Origin of the sequence: Campylobacter concisus, from assembly GCF_015230015.1 — a bacterium.
Taxonomy (GTDB): Bacteria; Campylobacterota; Campylobacteria; order Campylobacterales; family Campylobacteraceae; genus Campylobacter_A; species Campylobacter_A concisus_AF.
Window position 1 is genome coordinate 89,999 of the sequence record NZ_JAAKZC010000003.1, and the last position, 23,927, is coordinate 113,925.

At 41.2% G+C, this 23,927-nt stretch carries 24 protein-coding genes; 17 read left to right on the plus strand and 7 right to left on the minus strand.

Annotated elements, in window-relative coordinates:
- The first annotated feature begins 19 nt into the window (after nt 1–19).
- The 11 genes from G6W42_RS02660 to G6W42_RS02710 all read left to right on the plus strand — a co-directional run bounded on the left by G6W42_RS02660 (nt 20) and on the right by G6W42_RS02710 (nt 12,958).
- Nucleotides 20–2,686, plus strand: a complete 2,667-nt coding sequence (locus G6W42_RS02660) for a formate dehydrogenase subunit alpha (RefSeq protein ID WP_346010458.1) — start codon at nt 20–22, stop codon at nt 2,684–2,686.
- A gap of 10 nt (nt 2,687–2,696) precedes the next feature.
- A complete protein-coding gene (gene fdh3B, locus G6W42_RS02665; RefSeq protein WP_012001220.1) occupies nt 2,697–3,257 on the plus strand; it encodes a formate dehydrogenase FDH3 subunit beta in 561 nt (186 codons plus the stop codon).
- A gap of 315 nt (nt 3,258–3,572) precedes the next feature.
- On the plus strand, nt 3,573–5,516 hold the full coding sequence (locus G6W42_RS02670; RefSeq protein ID WP_194172847.1) for an FTR1 family iron permease: 1,944 nt from the start codon (nt 3,573–3,575) through the stop codon (nt 5,514–5,516).
- Between the two features lie 20 nt (nt 5,517–5,536).
- Nucleotides 5,537–6,058 carry an iron transporter gene (locus G6W42_RS02675; protein WP_004317727.1) on the plus strand — a complete coding sequence of 174 codons (522 nt, stop codon included), beginning with the start codon at nt 5,537–5,539 and terminating at the stop codon, nt 6,056–6,058.
- A gap of 51 nt (nt 6,059–6,109) precedes the next feature.
- A complete protein-coding gene (locus G6W42_RS02680) occupies nt 6,110–7,489 on the plus strand; it encodes a Fe-S-containing protein (RefSeq protein WP_194172848.1) in 1,380 nt (459 codons plus the stop codon).
- On the plus strand, nt 7,486–8,778 hold the full coding sequence (locus G6W42_RS02685; RefSeq protein WP_009294899.1) for an ABC transporter permease: 1,293 nt from the start codon (nt 7,486–7,488) through the stop codon (nt 8,776–8,778). The genes G6W42_RS02680 and G6W42_RS02685 overlap by 4 nt, the downstream gene beginning before the upstream one ends.
- The gene (locus G6W42_RS02690; RefSeq protein WP_103598595.1) at nt 8,765–9,907 is read left to right on the plus strand and encodes an ABC transporter permease; all 1,143 of its coding nucleotides are present in this window, start codon (nt 8,765–8,767) and stop codon (nt 9,905–9,907) included. The genes G6W42_RS02685 and G6W42_RS02690 overlap by 14 nt, the downstream gene beginning before the upstream one ends.
- Before the next feature lies 1 nt (nt 9,908).
- On the plus strand, nt 9,909–10,598 hold the full coding sequence (locus tag G6W42_RS02695) for an ABC transporter ATP-binding protein (protein WP_009294897.1): 690 nt from the start codon (nt 9,909–9,911) through the stop codon (nt 10,596–10,598).
- On the plus strand, nt 10,588–11,082 hold the full coding sequence (locus tag G6W42_RS02700) for a TlpA family protein disulfide reductase (protein ID WP_021084538.1): 495 nt from the start codon (nt 10,588–10,590) through the stop codon (nt 11,080–11,082). The genes G6W42_RS02695 and G6W42_RS02700 overlap by 11 nt, the downstream gene beginning before the upstream one ends.
- Before the next feature lie 9 nt (nt 11,083–11,091).
- Complete coding sequence (locus G6W42_RS02705) at nt 11,092–11,673, plus strand: hypothetical protein (protein WP_103558944.1); 582 nt, start codon at nt 11,092–11,094, stop codon at nt 11,671–11,673.
- Nucleotides 11,674–11,704: 31 nt separating this feature from the next.
- Nucleotides 11,705–12,958, plus strand: a complete 1,254-nt coding sequence (locus G6W42_RS02710; protein WP_194172849.1) for a DUF2920 family protein — start codon at nt 11,705–11,707, stop codon at nt 12,956–12,958.
- 62 nt (nt 12,959–13,020) lie between these two features.
- On the opposite strand, the gene G6W42_RS02715 is transcribed toward G6W42_RS02710, so the two are convergent.
- The 7 genes from G6W42_RS02715 to der all read right to left on the minus strand — a co-directional run bounded on the left by G6W42_RS02715 (nt 13,021) and on the right by der (nt 20,367).
- On the minus strand, nt 13,021–15,387 hold the full coding sequence (locus tag G6W42_RS02715) for a tetratricopeptide repeat protein (RefSeq protein ID WP_194172850.1): 2,367 nt from the start codon (nt 15,385–15,387) through the stop codon (nt 13,021–13,023).
- Complete coding sequence (serS, locus tag G6W42_RS02720) at nt 15,387–16,631, minus strand: serine--tRNA ligase (RefSeq protein ID WP_194172851.1); 1,245 nt, start codon at nt 16,629–16,631, stop codon at nt 15,387–15,389. Before serS ends, G6W42_RS02715 begins: the two co-directional genes overlap by 1 nt.
- A gap of 10 nt (nt 16,632–16,641) precedes the next feature.
- On the minus strand, nt 16,642–17,082 hold the full coding sequence (locus G6W42_RS02725; RefSeq protein WP_194172852.1) for a copper resistance protein CopD: 441 nt from the start codon (nt 17,080–17,082) through the stop codon (nt 16,642–16,644).
- Between the two features lie 8 nt (nt 17,083–17,090).
- The gene (gene trpS, locus G6W42_RS02730) at nt 17,091–18,056 is read right to left on the minus strand and encodes a tryptophan--tRNA ligase (protein ID WP_194172853.1); all 966 of its coding nucleotides are present in this window, start codon (nt 18,054–18,056) and stop codon (nt 17,091–17,093) included.
- Between the two features lie 260 nt (nt 18,057–18,316).
- Nucleotides 18,317–18,469, minus strand: coding sequence for a hypothetical protein (locus G6W42_RS02735; protein ID WP_194172854.1), 153 nt, complete (start codon nt 18,467–18,469; stop codon nt 18,317–18,319).
- Between the two features lie 7 nt (nt 18,470–18,476).
- Nucleotides 18,477–18,998 (minus strand): shikimate kinase, encoded by a 522-nt coding sequence (locus tag G6W42_RS02740; protein WP_194172855.1) that lies wholly within the window; start codon nt 18,996–18,998, stop codon nt 18,477–18,479.
- The gene (der, locus tag G6W42_RS02745) at nt 18,979–20,367 is read right to left on the minus strand and encodes a ribosome biogenesis GTPase Der (protein WP_021090549.1); all 1,389 of its coding nucleotides are present in this window, start codon (nt 20,365–20,367) and stop codon (nt 18,979–18,981) included. Before der ends, G6W42_RS02740 begins: the two co-directional genes overlap by 20 nt.
- A gap of 152 nt (nt 20,368–20,519) precedes the next feature.
- Here der and G6W42_RS02750 point away from each other — a divergent pair, with 152 nt between their 5' ends.
- From G6W42_RS02750 to ribH, 6 genes are read left to right on the plus strand one after another with little or no spacing between them, the layout of a single operon-like run.
- Complete coding sequence (locus tag G6W42_RS02750) at nt 20,520–21,410, plus strand: DMT family transporter (RefSeq protein ID WP_021086097.1); 891 nt, start codon at nt 20,520–20,522, stop codon at nt 21,408–21,410.
- 10 nt (nt 21,411–21,420) lie between these two features.
- Nucleotides 21,421–22,221, plus strand: coding sequence for a 3-deoxy-8-phosphooctulonate synthase (gene kdsA, locus G6W42_RS02755; RefSeq protein WP_194172856.1), 801 nt, complete (start codon nt 21,421–21,423; stop codon nt 22,219–22,221).
- A gap of 15 nt (nt 22,222–22,236) precedes the next feature.
- Nucleotides 22,237–22,755 (plus strand): hypothetical protein, encoded by a 519-nt coding sequence (locus G6W42_RS02760; protein WP_194172857.1) that lies wholly within the window; start codon nt 22,237–22,239, stop codon nt 22,753–22,755.
- A gap of 4 nt (nt 22,756–22,759) precedes the next feature.
- Entirely contained in the window at nt 22,760–23,089 is a 330-nt protein-coding gene (locus tag G6W42_RS02765) for a DMT family transporter (RefSeq protein ID WP_087581773.1), read from the plus strand.
- Nucleotides 23,086–23,409, plus strand: coding sequence for a DMT family transporter (locus G6W42_RS02770; protein WP_194172858.1), 324 nt, complete (start codon nt 23,086–23,088; stop codon nt 23,407–23,409). Before G6W42_RS02765 ends, G6W42_RS02770 begins: the two co-directional genes overlap by 4 nt.
- A 46-nt stretch (nt 23,410–23,455) precedes the next feature.
- Nucleotides 23,456–23,926, plus strand: coding sequence for a 6,7-dimethyl-8-ribityllumazine synthase (ribH, locus tag G6W42_RS02775; RefSeq protein ID WP_194172859.1), 471 nt, complete (start codon nt 23,456–23,458; stop codon nt 23,924–23,926).
- Nucleotide 23,927 lies beyond the last annotated feature (1 nt).

Here is a 23,927-nt window from a genome sequence, read left to right on the forward strand (position 1 = left end):
TACGCATAGCAAACAGCGCATCAAATATCCTATGAAAAAAGTTGATGGCAAATGGCAGAGAATTTCATGGGATCAAGCTGTAAATGAGATCGGTGATAAGATGCTTCAGATCCGCAAAGAAGATGGTCCTGATAGCGTTATATTCTTAGGATCTGCGAAATTTAACAACGAGCAAGCATATTACTTTAGAAAATTTGCTGCGTTTTGGGGCACAAACAGCAACGACCACGTAGCAAGAATTTGACATAGCGCAACAGTCGCCGGTGTGGCGAATACTTGGGGTTATGGCGCGATGACAAATCACTTTGGAGATATGGCTGCAAATTCAAAATGTATATTTATAATAGGTGCAAATCCAGCTGTGGCAAATCCAGTTGGCGGTATGAAGCATACTTTACAAGCAAAAGATAGAAACAACGCAAAAGTGATCGTAGCTGATCCAAATTTTACAAAATCAGCCGCTCATGCTGATCTATACCTAAGACAAAGATCAGGTACTGATATAGCGCTTGTTTATGGACTTATCCATATCATCTTAAAAAATGGCTGGGAAGATAAAGAATTTATAAAAAATAGAACTTACGGTATCGACGAGATAGCAAAAGAGGCTGAGCACTGGACACCAGAGGTCACATCTGACGTTACAGGCGTGCCAGTTGATAAGCTGATAGAGGCTGCAAATATCCTAGCTCACACAAAACCAGGCACTGTGGTTTGGGCGCTTGGTATCACTCAGCACTCAGTTGGTAGCTCAAATACTAGAATTTTACCTATCTTGCAACTAATCCTAGGCAACATGGGCAAACCAGGCGGCGGCTGTAACATCATCCGTGGTCACGACAACGTTCAAGGCTCAACCGATATGTGTAACCTCTCAGATAGCTTGCCGATGTACTACGGACTAACTGACGCGGCTTGGAAGTATTACTGCCAAGGCTGGGGCGTTGATTATGACGAATTTATCAAACGCTTTGCAGTCTCAACCAAAGAACCAAAACAAGGCGGTACGCCAGTTAAAAATACTGTTTTTGAAGAGTATTACTACCACGATCCTAAAAACCCAGAGGATAGAAACTGGAGAAATGAAAAAGGCTGGTCACTTTCAAAATGGTGGCAAGGCGTCTTAAAAGAGGAAAATACCTTTAGCAGTGGTGCGTTAAGAGTTCTTTGGGTTCAAGGAACTGGCCTTACATCTATGGCGCACCTAGCTAAAATTCAAGAAGCGGCTTCAAAACTAGATATGATCGTAGTTGCTGAGCCATTTGTAAATGAAATTTCTATCCTTTCAGATAGAAAAGATGGCGTTTATATCTTGCCAGTGGCAACTGCCTTTGAAAACGAAGGTCACCTAAACGCTACAAACCGCTCAGGTCAGTGGAGAACAAAAGTCGTTGATCCACTTTATGAGAGCAAGGGCGATCACGAAGTAATGTTTGCATTTGCTAAGAAATTTGGCTTTTACGATGAATACGTAAAAGGCATGAAGATGGCTGTTGTAGATAGAGAGCTAAAACAAGTTAAAGATGACTTTGTATGGCCAGATGATGCGACAAATGAGATAGCAAGGGTTGGAAATTCTATAGGTCTTGGCGGCAGAACTGCTGAGATGTTTAGATGTCACCAAGCAAACTGGGATAAATTTGACCCAGATACGCTAATAGGTCTTGGTGGCGAGGTAAAAGGCGAGTACTACGGCAAGCCATGGCCAGCATGGGATGAAAAACACCCTGGCACACCGATACTTTACGATATGAGCAAGCCTTATGCAGAGGGCGGCTCTGGCTTTAGAAACCGCTTTGGCTTAGAGCATAACGGCGTTAGCCAGCTAGCTAGCGAAGAGAGCACACTTGTTGGCTCAGCTATAAAAGGTGGCTACCCACAAATAACTAAAGATAATATAGAAAAAGTCCTAGGCATCACTCTAACTGAAGAAGAGAGAGCTAAGATAGGAGCTAGCTGGAGTATGGACTACAGCGGTATCATCTTAGAAAAATGCCGTGAAAAAGGCGTAGTGCCGTATGGTAACGCAAGGGCTAGAGCTATCGTTTGGGAGTTTCTTGACCCTATCCCAAAACATAGAGAGCCTATCCACTCACCACGCTGGGATCTTGTCCAAAAGTATCCGACATTTGATGATCAAGCTAGAAATTTCCGTGTTTCTACTAAATTTAAGTCAGAGCAACAAGCAAAAGACTGGTCAAAAGAATTCCCTATCGTATTTAGCACGCAACGCGTCGTAAATTTAAGTGGTGCGGGAATGATCGAAAGAACAAGTAAATACCTCTCAGCTATCACACCTGAGATGTTTGCTAACGTCCATCCTGAGCTTGCTTTAAAATACGGCATAAAAGATCGCGATATGATGTGGATCCACAGCCCACAAGGCACGAAGATCAAAGTAAGATGCTACCACAGCTATATGGTAACTCCAGATAGAATTTGTATGCCTTATAACTTCGCTGGCGTTATGCAAGGTGTCGATCTCTCAGCTCGCTACCCAGAGGGCACTAAGCCTTATGTTATCGGCGAGAGCTTTAACACAGTTACTAACTACGGATTTGACCCTGTTACTCAAATTTCAGAATTTAACGCAGGTCTTTGCCGTATAGAAAAAGCTGAAGAGAATACCTTTAAAACGTCGTTTTTTCACGAGTATGGCGAGAGAGACGCCCTAGGTAAAGAGTAAGGAGAGAAAAATGGCAAGAATGAAATTTTTTGTAGATACTAATAGATGTATCAGCTGCTTTGGATGTCAAGTCGCCTGCTCTTCTGCTCACGAGCTTCCAGTTGGAATTTATAGAAGAAAGGTTATCACGCTTCACGATGGCATAGAGGGTAAAGAGGTTTCAACTACTATCGCGTGCCAGCACTGCACCGACGCACCTTGCGAGCAAGTTTGTCCGGTTGATTGCTTCTACATTAGAGCTGATGGCATCGTGCTTCACGATAAAAACAAGTGCATAGGCTGTGGATACTGCTTATATGCTTGTCCATTTGGTGCGCCGCAGTTCCCTAAAGACGGGGCATTTGGCGTAAAAGGCGTAATGGATAAATGTACTATGTGTGCAGGCGGTCCAGAGCCAACTAACTCACACGAGGAGAGAGAGCTTTACGGCCAAAATAGAATGGCTGAGGGCAAAGTGCCTATGTGCGCGGCTATCTGTGCTACAAACGCGCTTTTAGTTGGCGACGCTGCTGAGGTTTCAAATGTATATCGCAAACGCGTTATGCTAAGAAATACAGGACTAAACGTATAACACTAAGGAGGGCGCTTGCTCTCCTTTTAAATTTATAAAATTTAAATTATCTTTATGATTTTTATAATCTAAAATTTCATCAATAATTTTTCTTATCTATTAAAATTATCAAAAATATATAACTTTTTTATCTTGATATGAAATTTAACCCTAACCCTCTAAAGCCCTAAATTTACGTAAAGTTGATTATTAGATTGTAAAAAATATTATTTGTGCTTTCAATTTACATTCTTTTATGATAATCGTTTTTATTTTAATCAAAGTAAAGCCTTGGTAATATTTCGCTTTAAAATAATCTCACAGGTGGTTTAATTAATGAATAAATTTTTTAAATTTATGCTTATCATGCTACTGCCTATCTGGCTTGTGGCAAAAAATGACGACTACACACAAGTCGCAGCTCAGATAAAAGAGTCATTACAAAAAGTAATAACAGAGTATAGAGCTGGCAACGTCGAGCAAGCAGTTAGCGATACTCAAAATGCTTATTTTGGTCTGTTTGAAGATGTCGAAGCTGGCATCAGAATAAATTTAGGTCAGAAAAAAGCTTACTCAATGGAGAAGCAGTTTGGCGAGATCAGAAAGGCGATAAAAGCTGGCGAAGCACCAGATGACGTGCAAAAAAGAATAGATCAGATAAATAGCGAAATCGCTGAAGTTCTGCCAGTTATTTTAAATGGACATAAGCTTGTTGGTGAGTACTCAGACAGCCCAGCACAAGCTGCTGCAAGTGGCTATGATACTTCTAAATTTATCCCTGAGTGGAAGGTGGCATTTGAAAATTTATCAGCAACTCTTGATAAAGCTATAGCAAGCTACGAGGGTGACAAACAAGATGATGCTAAAAATTCTATCCAAGATGCTAAATTTAATGATTATAGAAACACCCAACTTGAAATCGCCGTTCGCCAATATATAGAAAATGGTAAAAGCATAGATGCTGACATCCAAAGAAAGATGGGCGAAGCAATAAGCGGCATCACAAATGGCATAACAAAAGATGATTTTAAAACAAAACTAGAAGAGATCAAAAAGCTAGCGTATGACGCTATCGCTAAACTTCCAGCTGAAACAGTAAAACTAGCAAAAGTTGATATGAGTAGTGCAGCATCTAGCGATAGCAGCGAAGATAGTGGCACAGACTACACTCAAACTGTTAAAAACATAAATGACAAAATTCAAGCAGCCATCGCGCTTTACAAAGGCGGCAATAGCGCTAAAGCTATGGGCGATATCCAAGATATCTACTTTGATGAGTTTGAAGGTAGCGGCATGGAGAACAAAGTAGGTGCGATAGATGTAAATTTAAAAACAGCTATCGAAGCTACATTTGGTAACCTTGTAGCCCTTATGAAATCAGGCGCAGACGAAAAAACGCTTGAAGAAAGCGCTAGCAAGATGTCATCTCAGCTAGCAGCGGCACTTGAGAAAACTAGCGGTTCAAGCTCACCTTGGACACTATTTATCTGGGCGCTAACTATCATCTTAAGAGAGGGCTTTGAAGCTCTTATCATCGTTGCAGCCGTTGTTGCATATCTTGTAAAAACTGGCAATGCAAAATCTATGGGCAAAGTCGTATATAGCTCAGTTGGCGTGGCTGTCATCTTAAGCTTTGTTATGGCTTGGATAATGAACATCATCTTTGGTGAGGCAGCAGGTCAAAAAAGAGAGCTTATGGAAGGCATCACGATGCTTGTTGCAGTGGGACTTCTATTTTACGTTGGCTTCTGGCTTCTTTCAAATGCTGGCGCTAAAAAATGGAACGACTACATCAAATCACACGTATCTGAGTCTATCTCAAGTGGCTCAAGCACAGCGCTTTGGTGGACTGTATTTTTAGCGGTATTTAGAGAGGGCGCTGAGACAGTGCTATTTTATCAAGCACTTATCTTTGACGCAAAAGACTCTGCTGGCTACTCAATGATCGCAGCTGGCTTTGTCGTAGGTCTTATAGTTCTTTTAATAGTCTATTTCTTATTTAAAATTTTCGCTGTTAAAATTCCTATTAAGCCATTTTTTATATTTACATCAGCGATCATCTTTTATATGTCGATCGTCTTTGTTGGCAAGGGCGTTGGCGAGCTAGTTGAGGGCAAAATTTTCATCCCAACTATCATAAAAGGACTAAATTTTCCTGACTGGATGAGAGACTGGCTAGGACTTATGCCATATTACGAGAGCTTAGTGCCTCAGATCATTATGGTGCTTGCCCTAATTATAGGCATCGTTATCATGAAATCAAAACAAAATAAAAACTAATCTTATATAAAGGAGAGGATATGAATAAAATTCTTAGTTCAGCTCTAGCACTTAGCTTAGCAGCTGGTTTTGCACTTGCTGGAGAGCACCCAATCGGCGAGCCTGTAGAGGCTAATGGCATGGAGATAGCTGCAGTTTATCTTGAGCCAATCGACATGGAGCCAAAAGGCGTTGATCTAGCTCCAAGCTTGGCTGATCTTCACTTAGAAGCTGACATCCACGCTATAAAAGGCAACAAAAACGGCTTTGGCGAAGGCGAGTGGATCCCATATCTAAAGATCAACTATGAGCTAAAAAACCTTGATAATGGTAAAACTAAAAAAGGTACATTTATGCCTATGGTTGCAAGCGATGGCCCACACTACGGTGCTAACGTAAAAATGGATACAGGTGTTGGTAACTATGAGCTTAAATTCCACATCGACAATCCAGAAAAACAAGGCTTTGGTCGCCACGCTGACAAAGAGACTGGTGTTGGTAAATGGTTTGAGCCTTTCACAACAACTTATAAATTTCAATGGACAGGTGGTCCTGTTAAATAATCACTTTGGGGCGTTTTCGCCCCTTTTTAAAAATTCTCATAGGGTTTAGTTATGTCAATTTACTTCTATCAGGTCTTTTTAGCCCTCCTTGGATTTACGCTTTTTGCTGCCTTAAATAACAATGGCAAAAGTTTAAAAACGATCTTTTTACCATCATTTCTTGGCGTTGTTGCCGGTGTGCTTATCTTTAAAGCTGCTCGTCATGCGCTTGTTGATGACCAGTTTAAAATTTTCATCGATTCAGTGACACTGGTTTTTCTACTAATTAGCATTTTATGGATATTTTTCGAGCTTAAGATAGCAAAAATCGTAACATTTTTTATTTTAGGCATCGGCTTTGGTTTTGGTTATAGCTCAAGTAGCGCCTTGTTCCCACTTTTTGGTGGCGAGCTGCTTGACACGCTTTCGGTCATTAGCTTCTTTTTGATGATCTTTGCGATGATCTTGATACTATTTTTATTTTTCTTTATTTCAAATTTAAAAGCTAGTATCCCATCATTAGTAGCTAAAATTTTAGCTCTTATCACATTAATATTTTTACTAGTTGATAGAAGCTCGCAAACTGCACTCGAGCTTTTACGTGCAGGCGCTTTAAAGATAAGTAGCGAGCTAAATTCTCAAATTTTATCTATCAGCGCAAAAGGCATCTATGTCACAGAATTTAGTGCCTATTTTTACATAGTAGTGATCCTACTTTTATGCATAATAGCACTTTGCTTTATGCCAAAAAGTATCGATAAAAACGCATTTGGCTCTATCAAATACCGCTTTACAAAAGCCATTAGAGAAAATGTCTTTGACAATGCAAAATTTGCATTTTGCAGCGTTTTAATAGCGCTTGGCTTTTCACTTTATTATGATCTTTACGCATCTCGCCCACCTCAAATTTCAGAGCCAATATTGGTTGAGCCAGTGGGAGATAAATTTATATTTGATGTTGATATGTTAAAAGATAATGAACTTCACAGATTTGCCTACATCACAGATGAGGGCAAGCAGATAAGATTTTTCTTGCTAAACCGCTTTAGCGACCGCCCATCTCCTGTCATCGTCTTTGACTCATGTATGATATGCGGCGATATGGGCTACATAAAAAGAGGAAATGATCTTATTTGTATCTCTTGTAATGTTAGAATTTTCTTGCCGTCAGTTGGTAAAGAGGGTGGTTGTAACCCGATCCCTATGGCATTTACCTTTGATGGTAAAAATATCATAGTTGATTATAAAACGATCGTCGCAGGGGCAAACTACTTTAGTAAGGTTGTCGAAAAGATGGTGCTTGATCCTGTAAGCCACAAAAAGGTGAGCAATCTTGATTCAAGATCATATTTATACTACGGACGCACATATTTCTTTGAGAGCAACGAAACTCAGGCGAAATTTGAAGCAAATCCAGAAAAATATGTAGAAACAAATGGAACGTTAAAATGAAAAATATGCAACTAAGAATGATAAAAAGCTCGATCACTGGCTCAAAGGTGCAAAAGACGATGGCGTTTATCACCATCTTGCTAGCTGCTCTTTTGATAGCTTGCATGCTAAATATCACGCTAAAAATCGGCGATCAAGTGGCAAGCGAGCTTAGAGGATATGGCTCAAATATCGTCGTTTTGCCACGCGGTGAGAGCCTAAGCATCGAGATCGAGGGTAAAAATTTCACCCCACTAAAATCACAAAATTTACTCCCAGAGGCTGATATCTACAAGATAAAAGAGATCTTTTGGAGAAATAATATCGTTGCTTTTGCTCCGTTTTTAGAGACAAAGGTGAAAGACGCTAAGGGCGATGAGTTTAGCTTTGAGGGGACATATTTTGATAAAAATATCGGACTAAAAGATGAGCCAGAATTTAGCACAGGTGTTAAGAGCTTGTATGGATTTTGGGGTGTTGAGGGCGCTTGGCCAAAAGATGAGAGCATGGATGAAATTTTAGTAGGAGATGAGCTTGCAAAGGCTAAAAATTTAAAAGTTGGCGACAAGCTTAGCCTTGTGGGCAAAAACGGCACAAAAGAGGTTAGCGTGGTTGGCATCTTAAAAGGGGCAAGCGATGAGGCACATAAGCTAATAGGCTCGCTCAAACTTGCTGGCGATCTCTCAGGACACGCTGGCTCATACACAAAAGCTGAGGTCTCAGCCATGACGATCCCAGAAAACGACCTATCACTAAAAGCAAGAAGAAATTTAGACAATCTTGATAGCGCAGAGTACGATAAATGGTACTGCTCAGCTTATGCGGGATCGATCGCATTTCAGATAGAAGAAAATTTACCAAACGTTAGCGCAAAAGCAAGCCTTCAAGTAAGTGATGCTGAGAGTAATATCGTAAAGAAAATTCAAAGCCTAATGGGCATCGTTAGTATCATCGCTCTTGTGGTCTCAGCCATCGGCATAACGTCGCTAATGACAAGTGAAATTTACCGCCGCAAAAAGGAGATCGGCCTTTTAAAAGCCATAGGCGCAAGTAACTTTGAAATTTACGCCCTTTTTGCTAGCGAGAGCCTTGTGGTTGCCTTTTTCGCAGGCATTACGGGGGCGTTTTTAGGATACGCGCTAAGCTACGTGATGTCTTACATCATCTTCTCTCACGGCATAGGCATAGCATGGATCGTGCTGCCAATTAGCGTGGCATTTGCCTTGCTCATCTCAGTTGTTGGCTCGCTAATGCCAATGAGAAACGTCATAAATTTACTACCTGCGGAGGTGCTATATGACCGCAAATAGCAAATTCTTTTACAATCTAATCTACAAAAGCCTAAAAAATGGCTCATCAAGGGTTATGGTCATCGTCATCTCGATCTTGCTTGGAGCATGCGTGTGTGCGGCATTTGTCAATGTCTATCTTGACATCGACTCAAAGGTCTCACGCGAGCTAAAAACTTATGGAGCGAACATGATCTTTGCTCCAAAAGATATGGCGACAAGTGATGATATGAGTGAAAAAACTTATAATGAAATGATCGCTAAAGTGCCAAAAGACAAGCTTCTTGGCGAGAGCGGTTATCTCTTTGCTCAGGCAAATATCGGTCCAACTAATGCCATCGTCATGGGGACAAAATTTAGCAATCTAAAAAAAGTTAAGCCATTTTTAGATGTTAGAGATGGAACTATGATAAATGTCGATTTTGACGATAAAAACGTGCTAATAGGCGTCGATCTTGCTCGTCAAGCTGGCTTTAAAGCAGGCGATGATATAGAAATTCGCGCCATTGGCTCAAATGAGAGCATAAATGTAAAGATAAAAGGCGTAGTGGCAAGTGGCGACAAAGAAGACGCCCTTTTGATCACGTCGCTATCTTTGGCTCAGAAAATTTCAAACAAAGCTGGCAAGATAAACTATGCTGAAGCTGTTGTGCTTGGAAATTTTGACGAGATAACATCGCTTGCAAAGACTATAAGCAACGACGAAATAGTCGCAAAACCAGTGGCAAAGGTTTCAAAGTCTGAGGGCTACATCTTAGAGAAGATCAAACTTCTAATGGCTCTTGTGAGCCTTGTCATCTTACTCATTACTTCAATGTGCGTAAATACAACGCTTAGTGCTATCTTGCTCTCTCGATCACGTGAGATTGCACTTCTTAGAGCTATAGGTGCAAGCAAAAAAGATGTATTGAGGTTATTTGGCTTTGAGACATTTGTGACAGCGCTTATTTCAGCGTTAGTTGGAGCGTTTTTAGGTTATCTACTAGCTCAAATTTTAGGTTATGCGATATTTGATTCTAGTATTGATTTTAGAATTCTAAGCATCCCAGTAGCTGTGGTCATATCACTTCTTTTTGCAGCGATCGCAGCGTTTTACCCGATTAAGCGGGCACTTAATAACAAAATGGCAGATACACTAAGAGGAGAATGATATGCAAAATGCACTAGAACTTAAAAATATTTGTAAAATTTTTGGCGATGTAAAAGCACTTGATGATATAAGTTTTGAGGTTAAAAAGGGCGAGTGGGTCAGCGTCATGGGGCCAAGTGGTAGTGGTAAGAGTACGCTTGTAAATATCCTTTCTCTAATGGATACTCCAAGTAGCGGCGTATATATGCTTGGCGGCGATGATGCGAGCAATCTAAATGCCGATGATACGCTTAAATTTAGACGTGAAAAGATCGGACTTGTCTTTCAGCAGTTTCACCTAGTGCCATATCTTAGCGCGCTTGAAAACGTGATGATAGCGCAGTATTATCATAGTTCAGTTGATGAAGAGGATGCTAAAAAGGCACTTGAGGCAGTTGGACTGTCTCACAGACTCACACACAGACCAAGCCAACTAAGTGGCGGCGAGCAGCAACGCCTTTGTATCGCGCGCTCGCTCATAAATGACCCTGAAATTTTAATAGCAGATGAGCCAACTGGTAACCTTGATGAGGCAAATGAGAGGATCATACTTGATCTTTTTTGCAAGCTAAGAAAAGAGGGCAAAACGATACTTCTAGTCACTCACAATCCAGATCTAGGCGAGTATGGCGATAAGATCGTCTATCTAAGACATGGCAAGCTAGAGAATATCCGCACTATAGAAAATCCAAAGGTGCCAAATGCGATATAAAATTTTACTTTTATGTCTAGTCTCAGCCCTAGTTTTGGGCTGCGTCAAGCAGTATGAGAAGCACCACATCACGCTAAATGACTCAAGTGGCATCGACACGCAGTTCTTCCCGACCGAAAAGCGCCTAAAGATAGGTGACAAGCCATATATGCTCTTTTTCTTTGGCACGGACTGCGGAGTGTGCAAGGCTGCGATCCCTGATCTAAACGCACTTGAAAAAGAGTATGGCAAAGAGGTTCAGTTTATTGGCATTTTAGGACCTAGCAAGGGCTTTGATAAGGATATAGAGCTTTTAAAAGAACACAACATCACCTTTAAAACTACAAGCGACAAGGTCTCGGTGGATTATTTCAGCAAGGCAGTTGGTGGCGTTATGGGCGTGCCAGTTATCTATTTTTTTGATAAAGATGGTAAGATGCGATCAAAATTTATCGGTCTTACACCAAAAAGTGTGCTTGAAGGTGCTATAAGATCGCTCTTATAGGAGTGAAAGATGAGAAATTTATTTTTATTTGTCCTAGCGTTATTTTTTGTCGGATGTGCTAGTAGCACGCCAAATATCTCGGTAAAAACGAGCGATCCGATCTTTTTTACGCTTGGTGAAGCAAACAAAAGCGTCTATGTAAATTTTAAAAATAGCGCGACTGGACAAGATGTAAATGCTGAAATTTTAAGCGAATTTGCAAAGGCTGGCTTTAGAAATGAGCCAAATATCAAAAATGCTGACTTCATCATCCTTGGCGACGTGCAAAGCTTTTCTAGGACAACCAAAAGAGATCCTAGATTTTCAATGGGCATGGGATATGGCTTTGGCAGACCAAGTTTTGGCTTTGGCTACTCGATGTTTTTCCCATTTGGTTATGATGATTATGATGACGACTTTAGCACAAATAGCTATGCTTACTACATGCAAGTAAGCGTGCTAGTGCGCCCAAAAGATGGTGGCGAGAAAGCGACAAATATCTCGCTTATGCAAGCTGGCAATGTCTATTCGCCAAGCTATATCTGGCCATTTTTCAAAGAGCGCCTAGCAAAACAGATCGTTAGCTTTTTTTATAACGTCTCACAAAGGTAGAGGAATTTAGCAAAATTTAAAAGGAGTTAAGATGCTAGTTGATGGAAGCTACGAAATTTTATCTTGTGATGATGTGGAGCTTGGCATAAAAAGAAGCTCTGCTTTGTCTTTTTATACCTGTTATGACGATGTCAAGGAGGCAAAAGCACTTCTAGTCATCATTTCTGGTTTTGGAGAAGACTCTGGCTCTAGCTATAGAACTCATCTTATGAAGACAATGACAGAAGCGTATGATGTGGCTTGTATTAGTGTGGATTATCACTGTATAGGCAACCGCCCACAGCTTGGGGCAAAATTTGGACTTGATGATATAGACAGTGCGATACTAATAAGAGAATTGGCAAAGATTGGTATAACTTTACCTATTGATTTAAAAATAGTTGATAACTATGATAAAACCCGCGTTTTACTTAAAAGTCTTAACGAGGAGATCGCTATTAGAAAAGAGAGCGGGGTCTTGCCAGACGATTTTAGTTTAGATATCAGTATGACTATGCTGCCGACAAAAAACGAATATCAAAATTTTGGCGTTATGCAGGCAATGGATGTGCTAAATGCCGTTCTTTATACAAAAAAATATATAAATAGTGCCAAATTTGAACATCTGCCAGTGATAATGGTAGGAAGCTCACATGGTGGATATCTGGCACATATGTGCGCTAAGATCGCTCCATGGCTAGTTGATGGAGTGATAGATAATAGCTCTTACGCTATATTTTTATGGAAACTTATTGGTTTTGGCAAGGAGATTGATTTTACTAGGTTTTTTGGTTGTGGCACTGGAAATTTATATAAAAATTTAAATCTTTACTTCTTCGATAAAACCTATTGGACTCTTAATGATAAATCACCATATTATTTTAGTGACGCAAGAGAAGAGATAAGAAACATCCTAAATTTAGATCATTTAAATGTTCAAAGCAGCTATAAAAAACCAGTTTATGTTAGCTATCACTGCATTTATGACAAAGATGTAGCTCCCGCAAAGGATAAGACTGAGCTTTACGAGACTCTTAAAAAGCTTAAATTTGACGCGACGCTTCATATGATAAAAGATGAGAGTGAGGTTGATGGCAAATTTATAAAGTCTCTAACTCACGGCATGGGGATGTCTTATAAACTGCTTTTGCAAAGAGAGCTTCCTGGCGTTGTGAAGAAAATTTTGTCTAAAAAGGATAAAAAAGATGAGATCAATGAAAAATGCATAGAGTATAAATGCGGTGATTTGCTTTATAAATTTAGTGAAGTCTCAGATCAGATAAGGCTTGAGGTTGCTAATATTTAAATTTTAGAGCCGTTTTTATCTAAAGCTAGAGGCTAAATTTAAGCTCCTAGCTTTAAATTTCTTTAGTTATCTATCATAAAATCATAAAATTCGTTGTTATATCCTACGTTTCCTACTTTGCTATATTGTATAAGAGCTGCTTTTATGTTATCGATTTGCTGATACATAAAGCCAAGGGCGGCTCTGTTTTCAACCGCACTTGGGTCATTTAGCTTTGTAAGCTCCAAAAGTGCGATCGCATTTGCTATTTTGTTCGCTCCAGTCGCAGCCACAGAGGCTAAAAATAGCGTTCCAGCGTCATTCATCTTAAACTCGTCTATGACTTCGTTATAAAGCTTATAGCTCTCGTCAAAGTCGTTTGTAAAGATATCCACGTAGGCTAGAGTTTGGATCAAATTTATATTTTTTGGCGCACTCTTTAGCTCGGCTCTTAGCTTATCGCGCTCCCTTGTTAGCAAGCCTGAGATCTGAAGTAGCTTGATGTATTGCTTTTTAATGATATCAGCGCCGTGATAAAAGGCATTTGAGTCGAGATTTTTATCGTTAAAGTAAATTTGTATCGCTTTTGCGTACTCTTTGATGTTTTGATCTTTGTTTTTAGAGATGAAATTTAATATATTTGCGATGATGTCGTTTGGCAAGATTTTCATGAGCTCATCAGCTTTTTTTGACATTAGCTCATCGTTGTTTGAAATTTTAGCGGTGATGATATCAAAGGCTAAATTTAGCGTCGTAGGCTCTTTTGGCTCTTCAAGCCACCTTATCATCGCACTTTGGTTGCCACTAACTAGGCTTAAAAGCGAGGCATATAAATTTACAGGCTTTAGGCTTTTGTCGTTTTCTAAATTTTCGCCGATCTCCTCAACTAGTTTTGGATTTAAATTTCTATTTATATCCATACAGATCGCGCCAAAGATGCCTGAAAGATGGTTATTTACATCTTGATGATAGCTTGCTATAAAGTGCTTTGCTGCAAGGCTAAAATTCCCAAGCTGAGCGTAGCTTAGAGCCAGGTTATACTGCAAGATCGAGTGGTTTGGATAGGCCTTGGCAAGCTCTTCAAAGTCCTTGTTTGCCTCTTTTAATCGGTAGTTAAGTGCCTTTGCGATGGCTTCACTAAGTTTTGCATTGACCTTTGAGGCGGCGGCGCTTTGGCTAAGGTAGTCATTTGCCGCTGAGGTATCATCTAAAAAGACGCTAACTCCGCCTTTTCTTATCTGCTCGATGCTCTGTTTCGCGTCAAAAACCTTATACGGCGCGAAGTAAAATAGCGTCTCATAGCGCCTTGTTCTATCAAAAAACATATCGTCACTAAAGTGCGCCTGAGCTAGGCTGACGTCAAAGAGATCTGGCTTTAGTATGGTCTTTATCTTGTAAATTTTGCTTGGCATCGAGGCGTTGTAGTCATAAACATCTTTGATAAATGCCGCTGCGTCTCCGTAGTCGGCAGTCTTTAGATCGATTAACGCCTCAGTCATCTTGATAAGGTCGATATTTGGCGTATTTTTAGACGCCTTTGTTAGATAGTCCCTTGCCTTGTCGTATTTGCCAAGCCTTGCGTAAAGCTGCGCTAGCGTAAAGTCAGCCTTAAACGCCTTTTGCCCTTCAAGCTTAGCTATGGCTCTCTCGTCATCTCCAAGAAGCGATAAAATTTTGGCGCTCAAGTAGGCATACTCGCCCTTATAGTCATCTGTGCTAGGGTGAGAGAGAGCTTGCAACGCCTCGTAGTAATTACCCTTGTAATAATTAACCAGCGCATAGTAGTAGCTATAAAGCGGCGAGCTGTTTTCATACTGCAAAAAGGAGTCTGCAAGCCCTATGTAGTAGTTGAAATTTTTAGTGTTATTTAGCTCAAGCGAGCAAACAGCGGCGTTTATGGCGCTAACTGCGGTATTTTCACGATCAGTTATCGCCTTGTTAAACGAGATGATCGCCTCGTCGCATTTTTCTTGTTTCATCTGCGAAACGCCAAGATTGTAGTTTGAAAGTGACTGGTTATAAACAGCTATGTTTTCATAAATTTTTAACGCTTCAAATTTATTGCCACGCTCATAAAGCTGGTTTGCCTTGTTTATCATCTCATCGATCTTTGAAGCGCCAAAATTTTGCGTTTGGTAGTTGTTTTCTATATTTTTTACGATAGCAGTAGTGTCTATCTCCTCTTTTTTATCTTTTTTTAGCAAAACAATTAGCAAAACAGCGATCAAGATGACAAGCACCAAAGCAGCCGCACCGATGATAATAAAGAGCTTTTTCTTGCTCTTTTTTACTGGTATTGGCTCTGGGATACTCTCATCTTGCAGCACGCCGTCATTTGCGATGCTATCAAGTGAGACGATCTCTTCAGGCGCCTCGGTTTTTGCCTCCTCAGGCGCTTGCTCTGCTTGCTCGCCAGGTGGTTTTAGAACTACAACCTCGTCATCAGCCACTACATATACCTTTTAAGAACTTCTGGAATTTCGATAGTGCCGTCAGCTTTTTGGTAGTTTTCCATTATCGCTATTAGCGTCCTACCCACAGCCAAGCTCGAGCCATTTAGGGTATTTACAAGCATATTTTTCTTGCCATCTTTAAAGCGAATTTTTGCGCGTCTTGCTTGAAAATCACGAGTATTAGAGATAGAGCTGATCTCGCGGTATTTGCCCTGACCTGGTAGCCAAACCTCAAGGTCTATCGTCTTTGCGGCGCTAAAGCCTAGATCGCCGCTGCAAAGTAGCATGTGGCGGTGAGGCAGCCCAAGGCTAGTTAGTAGGTCGCTCGCGCACGCTACCATTTCAGCAAGCACGCCCTCGCTTTGATCGGGCGTTGTGATGCTTACAAGCTCGACCTTTTCAAACTGGTGCTGACGGATCATGCCTCTCGTGTCACGTCCTGCTGAGCCTGCCTCTTGGCGGAAGCATGCTGAGTAGCAAGTCATCTTTATAGGTAACTGCTCGGCTTCAATAATGGTGTCGTTGTATAAATTTGTCACAGGCACTTCGCTTGTTGGGATGAGATAGAGGTCTTCGTCGCGCACCTTATAAAGATCCTCTTCAAATTTAGGCAGCTGACCAGTACCAAAAAGCGTGTTTGAGCTTACTAGATAGGGGACATTTACAAGCTCAAAGCCGCGCGCGCTGTTAAAGTCGATCATGTAATTAACAAGCGCTCTACTAAGCCTTGCTCCCATGCCGCGAAGCACGGTAAAGCGAGATCCTGAGAGCTTTGCGCCTCTTTCAAAGTCAAGCCAGCCAAGGCTCTCGCCTAGCTCCCAGTGCTCCTTTGGCTTAAAGTCAAATTTAGTTGGCTCAAGTACCGTTTTTATGCAGACATTATCGTCCTCGTCCTTGCCAAATGGCACGTCATCGTCAGTGATATTTGGCACGCTAAATGAAATTTGCTCAAGCTTTTCTTCATATTGTTTAACGATCTCGTCAGCGTCAGCAAGGGCAGCTTTGTTTAAATTTAGCTCATTTTTTAGCTCACTTACGTCCTCGCCAGCTCTTGCTTTTACACCAAGCTCTTTGCTCTTTGCGTTTTGGATCGCTTGGAAATTTTCAAGCGCTTTGCGCTTTTGCTTTAGCTCGTTAAAAGTGTGCAAAAGCTCGTCTAGCAAGCTGGCTTTAACGTTTTTGCCCTCTAGTTTTTTTACGAATTCATCGTAGTTTGTCTCAAGTAGTTTTAAATTTATCATTATCCTCTCCTTAAACCATAAACATAACTTTTGCAAGTAGGACGATTAGCACCGCAAGCGTAAGCGCGATAGGGTGGATGTTGCCAAGTGGGCTAGGGCGTTTAAATATAAATTTGCAGCTTAAATTTACTATCACCGCAGCTACGATCACCATCGCTAAGCAAAATTTGATCATAAAAGCGACTTGTAAATTTGTCTCAAAGTAGCCTCCAGCATTGCTGCCGACCCAGTTACTCATCATCATGCCACCAGTTAAAACTAAAAGTAGCACGCAAATAGGCATGATCTTAACAGCTACTGAGCCGATGGCTTGCTTTGCCTTTTGCGCAAGCTCTGGTGGTAGCTTTTTGCTCGCCGCTCTTAAGATGATCACATCAAAAAATAGATAACCAACAAAAATGATCGCACAAAAAAGGTGAATTATCTGCGCGTAGGGGTATAAATTTTGCATATTTTTCCTTATCTGTAAATTCCAACCGCTTCACGCACTTTTTTTATCGTTGTGTGAGCCACATTTTGAGCTTTTTGAGCGCCTAGATCTAAAATTTTAGCCACCTCGTCAGGATTGTTTTGATAGTGCTCAAATTTCTCTCTTGCATCTTTAAAATAGTCCCAAACAAGCTCATTTAGATAGGCTTTAAAGTGCCCATGTCCCTCACCACCGCGCTCATATCTAGCCTGCAAGTCGCGCTGTCCGCTCTCGTCCAAGAAAAGTTTAGCGATATTATAGACGTTGCAGTTTTGCCACTGCTTTGGCTCTTCAAGCGGCGTGCCATCAGTCACGATGCTAGAAATTTGCTTTTTAAGCGTCTTGGCGTCTGCGAAGATATCGATCGTATTGCCGTAGCTTTTGCTCATCTTTTCGCCGTTTGTGCCAGGCACGGTAGCGACGTTTTCATCGATCTTTGCCTCAGGCAGAGTGAAAATCTCGCCATGTTCGTTGTTAAATTTGATCGCAATATCACGCGCAATCTCTACATGCTGGATCTGGTCTTTGCCCACAGGCACGACCTGCGCGTTATAAAGCAAGATATCAGCCGCCATTAAAACCGGATAGCTAAAGAGTCCGTGGTGCGAGCTAAGGCCCTTTGCGACCTTGTCTTTGTAGCTGTGCGCGCGCTCAAGTAGGCCCATAGGCGTATGCTGGCTTAGTACCCAGTAAAGCTCAAGCACGTCTTTAACGTCACTTTGCACCCAGAAAATGCTCTTGTTTGGGTCGATCCCAAGCGCCAAAAAGGCACACGCAGCGTCAAAAGTGTTTTGCTTTAGCGCTTTGCCGTCGCTAAGGCTGGTCATCGCATGGTAGTTTGCTATAAACATAAACATCTCATTTTGCTCTTGCATATCAACCATCTGCTTTATCGAGGCAAAATAGTTGCCAAGGTGTAGTTTGCCGGAGGGTTGGAGGCCGGTTAATACTCTCATCTTATCCTTTCAAATTTGGCTTTGACTTTTTCGCTTATACTTCGTTGAAATTTTGTTTTCAAGCTCGGCAGACCATGTGTCTAGCCCTCACTTAAAAACAAAATTTCGCCTCGCCTAAACAAAAAATTCTTCGCCAAAACGTTTAAATTTTAACATCACGTTAGACTTTGTGTGTCTAGCTTGATGTTAAAATTTATCTCGCAGGCTAAATGCCTAGTCTTGATAAAATTTGACTGCACAACATTTGTCGCTTTAACGCTCTAACAAAGTGAAGCAAAATTCATCTCAAAATTTCGCCAAAATTTCTCACTACAAAACGCTAAATTTGGCTCAAACATCACAAATTCCAACACCACGCCAGACAGCCATCTAGCCTGATTTTGAAATTTATCGTTGCAAGCAGCCCTCGCCACTTTGCAACTAAACTTTTAAAAGTATCCTTATCTCTTTTACGATCTGTTTTGGAGTTTTGCCCTCCACTTCAACGATATAATCAGCCTTTTTCTCATAAAGCTTCTCGCGCTCCAGATGCAGTGCCTCAGCCTTTTTTAAGTCGCTTAAAAGTGGGCGTTTAGCGATCTTTTTCTCGCTATTTTTGCTATTTTTTAGCCTTTGCATGATTGCATTAAAGCTTGCTTTTAGATAGATCACGGTGCCTATTTTGTTTAAATTTTTAACTTTCGCAAAGCCCCCACCTGTCGAGATGATCGCATTTTTGACACTTGTGGCTAGAAATTTAGCCAGATCTTTTTCAAGCTGCCTAAAATGCTCTTCGCCAAATTCATCAAAGATAGCCTTTATCTTCATATTTTGTGAGCTCTCTAGCAAGTCGTCGCAGTCAAGGTTCATCGTCTTTAGCGCCTTGCTTAGCGCCCTTGCAGTCGTGCCCTTGCCAACGCCCATAAACCCTATCAAAACGATATTATTGTTCTTTGTCTTCATCACTCTCTCCACGTTTTTTAGGGATTAGCACGATAGGCACGCCAGCTAGACTAAAGCTCTCTCTAAGCTTATTTGTCAGGTAGCGTTTGTAGCTAAAGTGCAGGCATTTTGGGCGGTTCATGATGAGTGCTATCATGATAGGTGCGGTTTTAAACTGCACTGCGTAGTAAATTTTCACGACCCTGCCTTTATCTCGTGGCAGTGGGTGCGCCTTGGTCGCTTCGCCGATCACTTCATTTAGCTTTGAAGTTTGGATTTTTTGGGTGTAGTTTTTATAAATTTCAACTATGAGTGGGTAAATTTTATGCACTCTTTTGCCACCAAGTGCCGAAACGCTGATGATCGGCGCGTATGAGAGAAATTTAAACCTATCTTTTATCTCCTTGCAAAGCTCGTCAAATTCTTCGCTGCTTTTGTCCCATTTGTTTAGCACGATGATGACGCCAAGCTCAAATTTCGAAGCGATGCCGGCTATGCGCTCATCAAGCTCAGTTAGTGGCTCAGAGCTATCAAGCACAAGTAGCGCCACGTCTGTCTCTTCTAAAATTTTCTCAGTTCTATTTAGCGCGTATCTCTCGATGCCCTCGATCTTGCCACGCTTTCTGATACCAGCAGTATCGACAAACTCAAAAACTCTGCCATCATGCTCGTAAATTTCATTGACCGGGTCGATCGTAGTGCCTGCCACGTCGCTAACAACGGCACGGCTCTCTTTTACAAGAGCATTTAGAAGTGAGCTTTTGCCGACATTTACACGGCCTATGATGCCAACTCTGATGTTTTTGCTCTCATAGTCTATCTCGTCGCTTAGCTCGCCCTCGTCGTTATAGTTTTCTAAAAAATCATCAAAATCTTCACTCGTATCGGCCTTTATCTGCACTTTCGCTTCTAAGTGTTTTGCTAGCCAGATGCTAAGCTCATCGACGCCGGTGTTGTGGCTTACTGAAATTCCAAATGAGTTTTTTGCGCCAAAACTTACAAATTCCCACTCTCTTTGCTCGTCTTTTTTGCTGTCGATTTTATTTATGACTAGAGCGATTGGTAAATTTAGCTTGCTAAGCTCGTAAAAAATGGCTCTATCCTCGTCATCTGGCATCATTTTGCCATCGACCATGTAGAGGATAACGTCTGAGTTTTTAGCCTCTGCTAAAGTCTTTGCTTTTACGTTTTTAAAAAGCTCGCTGCTATCATCAAGGCCGCCGCTGTCGATTAATATGCACTCTTTGCCCTCAACTTCGATCTTAGCTTTATTTGTATCTCTTGTAGTGCCGCTAACGTCGCTTGTTATGGCGATGCGTCTTCTTGCTAAGCGGTTAAAAAGTGAGCTTTTGCCGACATTTGGCTTGCCTACTAATATTACTTTTTGCAAATTTTGTCCTTTTTATGATGGCTGATTATACAAATTTTTCTCTTATATAAAGTATAAAATTACGCTTAAAAGCGCCGAAATAAAAGAAAAAATCAACCAAAATTTAAGCCATTTTTTATTAAAATGAGTGCTTTAAATTTAGAGGTTTTGCGATGTTAAAAAGGTTTTATATTTCACATCTTGGCATTTTTTACATGCTCTTTGCTTGCTTTATGTTTGCCGTGACTGGCGCATTTGCAAAGTATCTGAGCAAAGATATGCCTTCTATCGAAGTTGTTTTTTTTAGAAATTTAATAGGACTTTTCATCGTCATCTACGCCATCTATAAATTTCCATTTAAGCAAACTGGCGGACACTTTTTCTTGCTGATGTTTCGCGGTTTTGTGGGTACGGTGGCGCTTTTTGCCTTTTTTTACAACGTCGCACACGTAAATTTAGCCACAGCCTTTACCTTTCAAAAGACAAACCCGATATTTACGGCCATTCTCGCAGCTATTGTTTTTAAGGAGCGTCTAAGCTCGCTTGGCTGGTTTGCAGTTTTTTTAGGATTTGGCGGAATTTTGCTTGTTATTCAGCCAAATTTAGGCATAAATAAAACCGATATCATCGGCATTTGGAGCGGTCTTGGAGCGGCTATTGCCTACACAAGCGTCAAGGAGCTAAACAAGAGCTACGGCACAAATATCATCGTGCTAAGCTTCATGCTTTGGGGCTCGTTTTTGCCGCTTATTTGCATGGGGATGGCTGAGTTTTTTACATACGAGCCTCTGGATTTTTTATTTTCTAAATTTACTATGCCAAGCTGGCACAACGTCGTTTTTATCTTGCTAATGGGGCTTAGTGGCTACTATTTTCAGGCGTTTATGACAAAGGCATTTGCAGTTGGTAAAAAGGCTGGTGTCATCGCTGCTGTTAGCTACGCAGACGTCATTTTTACGCTTATTATTGGCTATTTTATGGGTGATGCGTTGCCAAATCACTTGGCACTCGCAGGTATTGTACTTGTCGTAGTGAGTGGAATTTTAGTTGTTAAAGAAAAATAAAGGAGAAAATATGATATTAATCGCTGGACCTTGCGTTATAGAGAGCAAGGAGCTTATTTTTGAAGTGGCAAAAAGGCTAGTTAAATTTAGTGAAAATCCAAAAATTGACTTTTACTTTAAGTCAAGCTTTGACAAGGCAAATCGCACGAGCATTAGCTCGTTTCGTGGGCCTGGGCTTGAAAAGGGGTGTGAAATTTTAGCTGAGGTAAAAAAAGAATTTGGCTTTAAAATTTTAACCGATATCCACGAGAGCTATCAGGCGGCGCCTGTTGGCGAGGTGGCTGATGTGCTGCAGATCCCTGCATTTTTGTGCCGTCAAACAGACCTTCTAGTAGCAGCTGCAAAGACAAAAGCGGTCGTAAATATCAAAAAAGGGCAGTTTTTAGCAGCGTCAGCTATGAAGCACTCTGTTAAAAAGGTGCTTGAAACAAGGGGTGTGAGTGGCGACGGATACGAGGTCGCAAAGGCAAATGGTGTCTGGCTAACAGAGCGTGGAAGCACATTTGGATATGGAAATTTAGTCGTTGATATGCGAAATTTGGTGCTGATGAGAGAATTTGCGCCAGTCATTTTTGACGCGACTCACAGCGTGCAGATGCCATCAGCTCTAGGCGAGAAAAGCGGTGGCGACGCTAGGTTTGTGCCGTATCTTGCAAGAGCGGCAGCTAGCGTTGGGGTAGATGGATTTTTCTATGAAACACATATAAACCCTTGTGAGGCGCTATGTGACGGGCCAAATATGCTAAATTTAGATGAGCTTGAAAAGGTCGTAAGTGATACGCTAAAGATAGAGGAAATTTTAAATTTTTAAACTAAGGAGAGAGTGATGAAAAGGATTTTAACGCTACTTTTAGGAGTGCTGTTTTTAGTGGGTTGTAGCTCATCTCAACCAAAGGTGCCGCTTGCGGGTAAGTATAAATTTGAGGGCATAGAGTACGCTCATGTGCAACACCACGAGCCGACCAAATTTCTCTACCAAAGCCCAAAAATGGTCGAGAAAAAGTACAATAAGCAAATCACAGAGGCGCTTACAAAAGAAAATTTGCTTGATCCAAATTCTAGCGATGAGCTAAAGATAAAGATAACTCACCGCAGGGAATTTATAGGCGAAGCAACCTTTGCTAAAAGCGACAGAATGGGCAATATCTACCTTACTTACGAGGTAGAAGTTATTAGAAATGGCAAAGTTTTGAGACATTATTGCTCTAGCGAGCTAAGGTTTGACCCTGGATTTTTTGGAAATTTAAAGGGGATAGTTGGACAAAATAACGATGATAGCCTTGAAAATAAGGCGATTAGCGCAAATGTAAAAGAGATCGTTGATACCATAAAAGGCATGAAGTAAATTTATGTCAAATAGAGGCTTTTTGTGGATATTTCTTGGCGCGGTGGCTGAGTGCGGCTGGGCGTATGGGCTAAAACACGCTTCAAATTTAGGCGAGTTTTTGCTCACGACTGCGCTTGTAAGCATAAGTTTTGTCTCGTTTATGAAGGCTTTAAAGTATCTGCCTGTAAGCATCTCTTATGCCGTATTTGTGGGCTTTGGGACAGTTTTTATCGTCATAGCTGAGATCGTTAGCGACTACGTGGCAAGTGGGATCATGCCAAATTTCATTAGGCTATTTTTCATAGCGACGCTCATTTTAGGCGTGCTTGGGCTAAAAGGCATAAAAGAATGATCCACTTTTTAGCGCTCTTGCTAGCTGGATGTTGCGAGGTCTCTGGCGTCTTTTTTATCACGAAATTTTCAAAAAGCACAGGCGTAAAAAAGTGGGCAAATTTCATCCTTTTGCTTGGGAATTTCGCCCTTTCTTTAACGCTGCTTAGCTATGCGATGCAAACTATCGCTATGTCGGTGGCGTATGCGATCTGGACAGGTATCGGAGCGATCGGAGCAGTCGTGGTTGGCGTAGTTTTTGAAGGTGAAAAGATAAATTTTAAAAAAGCCTTGTTTTTAACTCTTATCATCTTTAGCGTCATCATGCTAAAAATAGTTTGATGATTAAACAAGCTTTTGCTAAACTTGCACAAAAAAAGGAGCAAATATGAAAATAATCGAGGGAAATTTAGCTTTAAAAGGCGATGAGAAGATAGCGATCATCAACGCAAGGTTTAACCACATCATCACAGACCGCTTGGTAGAGGGCGCAAAAGACGCATTTTTACGCCACGGCGGCGATGAGAAAAATTTAACATTAGTGCTAGTTCCTGGCGCGTTTGAGATACCTATGGCACTCGAAAAGGTGCTTGCAAGCGGTAAATTTGATGCGGTTTGCTGCGTGGGAGCGGTGATAAGAGGTGCAACGCCGCACTTTGACTATGTAAGCGCAGAGACCACTAAAGGCATCGCAAACGTAACGCTAAAATACGCAAAACCAGTCACATTTGGCGTGCTAACGGTAGATAGCATCGAACAAGCGATCGAGCGAGCTGGCAGCAAGGCTGGAAACAAGGGCTTTGAAGCGATGACAGGCGTTATTGAGATGCTAAATTTATACAAAAAGCTTGGAGCGTAAA

Bases quoted from the DNA above. Each gene is read 5' to 3' on its own strand.
- G6W42_RS02770 (WP_194172858.1), top strand. From the start codon at position 23,086: ATGATCCACTTTTTAGCGCTCTTGCTAGCTGGATGTTGCGAGGTCTCT.
- G6W42_RS02750 (WP_021086097.1), top strand. From the start codon at position 20,520: ATGTTAAAAAGGTTTTATATTTCACATCTTGGCATTTTTTACATGCTC.
- fdh3B (WP_012001220.1), top strand. From the start codon at position 2,697: ATGGCAAGAATGAAATTTTTTGTAGATACTAATAGATGTATCAGCTGC.
- G6W42_RS02670 (WP_194172847.1), top strand. From the start codon at position 3,573: ATGAATAAATTTTTTAAATTTATGCTTATCATGCTACTGCCTATCTGG.
- G6W42_RS02705 (WP_103558944.1), top strand. From the start codon at position 11,092: ATGAGAAATTTATTTTTATTTGTCCTAGCGTTATTTTTTGTCGGATGT.
- G6W42_RS02675 (WP_004317727.1), top strand. From the start codon at position 5,537: ATGAATAAAATTCTTAGTTCAGCTCTAGCACTTAGCTTAGCAGCTGGT.
- serS (WP_194172851.1), bottom strand. From the start codon at position 16,631: ATGATAAATTTAAAACTACTTGAGACAAACTACGATGAATTCGTAAAA.
- G6W42_RS02680 (WP_194172848.1), top strand. From the start codon at position 6,110: ATGTCAATTTACTTCTATCAGGTCTTTTTAGCCCTCCTTGGATTTACG.
- G6W42_RS02685 (WP_009294899.1), top strand. From the start codon at position 7,486: ATGAAAAATATGCAACTAAGAATGATAAAAAGCTCGATCACTGGCTCA.
- ribH (WP_194172859.1), top strand. From the start codon at position 23,456: ATGAAAATAATCGAGGGAAATTTAGCTTTAAAAGGCGATGAGAAGATA.
- G6W42_RS02725 (WP_194172852.1), bottom strand. From the start codon at position 17,082: ATGCAAAATTTATACCCCTACGCGCAGATAATTCACCTTTTTTGTGCG.
- G6W42_RS02700 (WP_021084538.1), top strand. From the start codon at position 10,588: ATGCGATATAAAATTTTACTTTTATGTCTAGTCTCAGCCCTAGTTTTG.
- G6W42_RS02740 (WP_194172855.1), bottom strand. From the start codon at position 18,998: ATGAAGACAAAGAACAATAATATCGTTTTGATAGGGTTTATGGGCGTT.
- G6W42_RS02695 (WP_009294897.1), top strand. From the start codon at position 9,909: ATGCAAAATGCACTAGAACTTAAAAATATTTGTAAAATTTTTGGCGAT.
- kdsA (WP_194172856.1), top strand. From the start codon at position 21,421: ATGATATTAATCGCTGGACCTTGCGTTATAGAGAGCAAGGAGCTTATT.
- G6W42_RS02690 (WP_103598595.1), top strand. From the start codon at position 8,765: ATGACCGCAAATAGCAAATTCTTTTACAATCTAATCTACAAAAGCCTA.
- G6W42_RS02710 (WP_194172849.1), top strand. From the start codon at position 11,705: ATGCTAGTTGATGGAAGCTACGAAATTTTATCTTGTGATGATGTGGAG.
- G6W42_RS02765 (WP_087581773.1), top strand. From the start codon at position 22,760: ATGTCAAATAGAGGCTTTTTGTGGATATTTCTTGGCGCGGTGGCTGAG.
- G6W42_RS02760 (WP_194172857.1), top strand. From the start codon at position 22,237: ATGAAAAGGATTTTAACGCTACTTTTAGGAGTGCTGTTTTTAGTGGGT.
- trpS (WP_194172853.1), bottom strand. From the start codon at position 18,056: ATGAGAGTATTAACCGGCCTCCAACCCTCCGGCAAACTACACCTTGGC.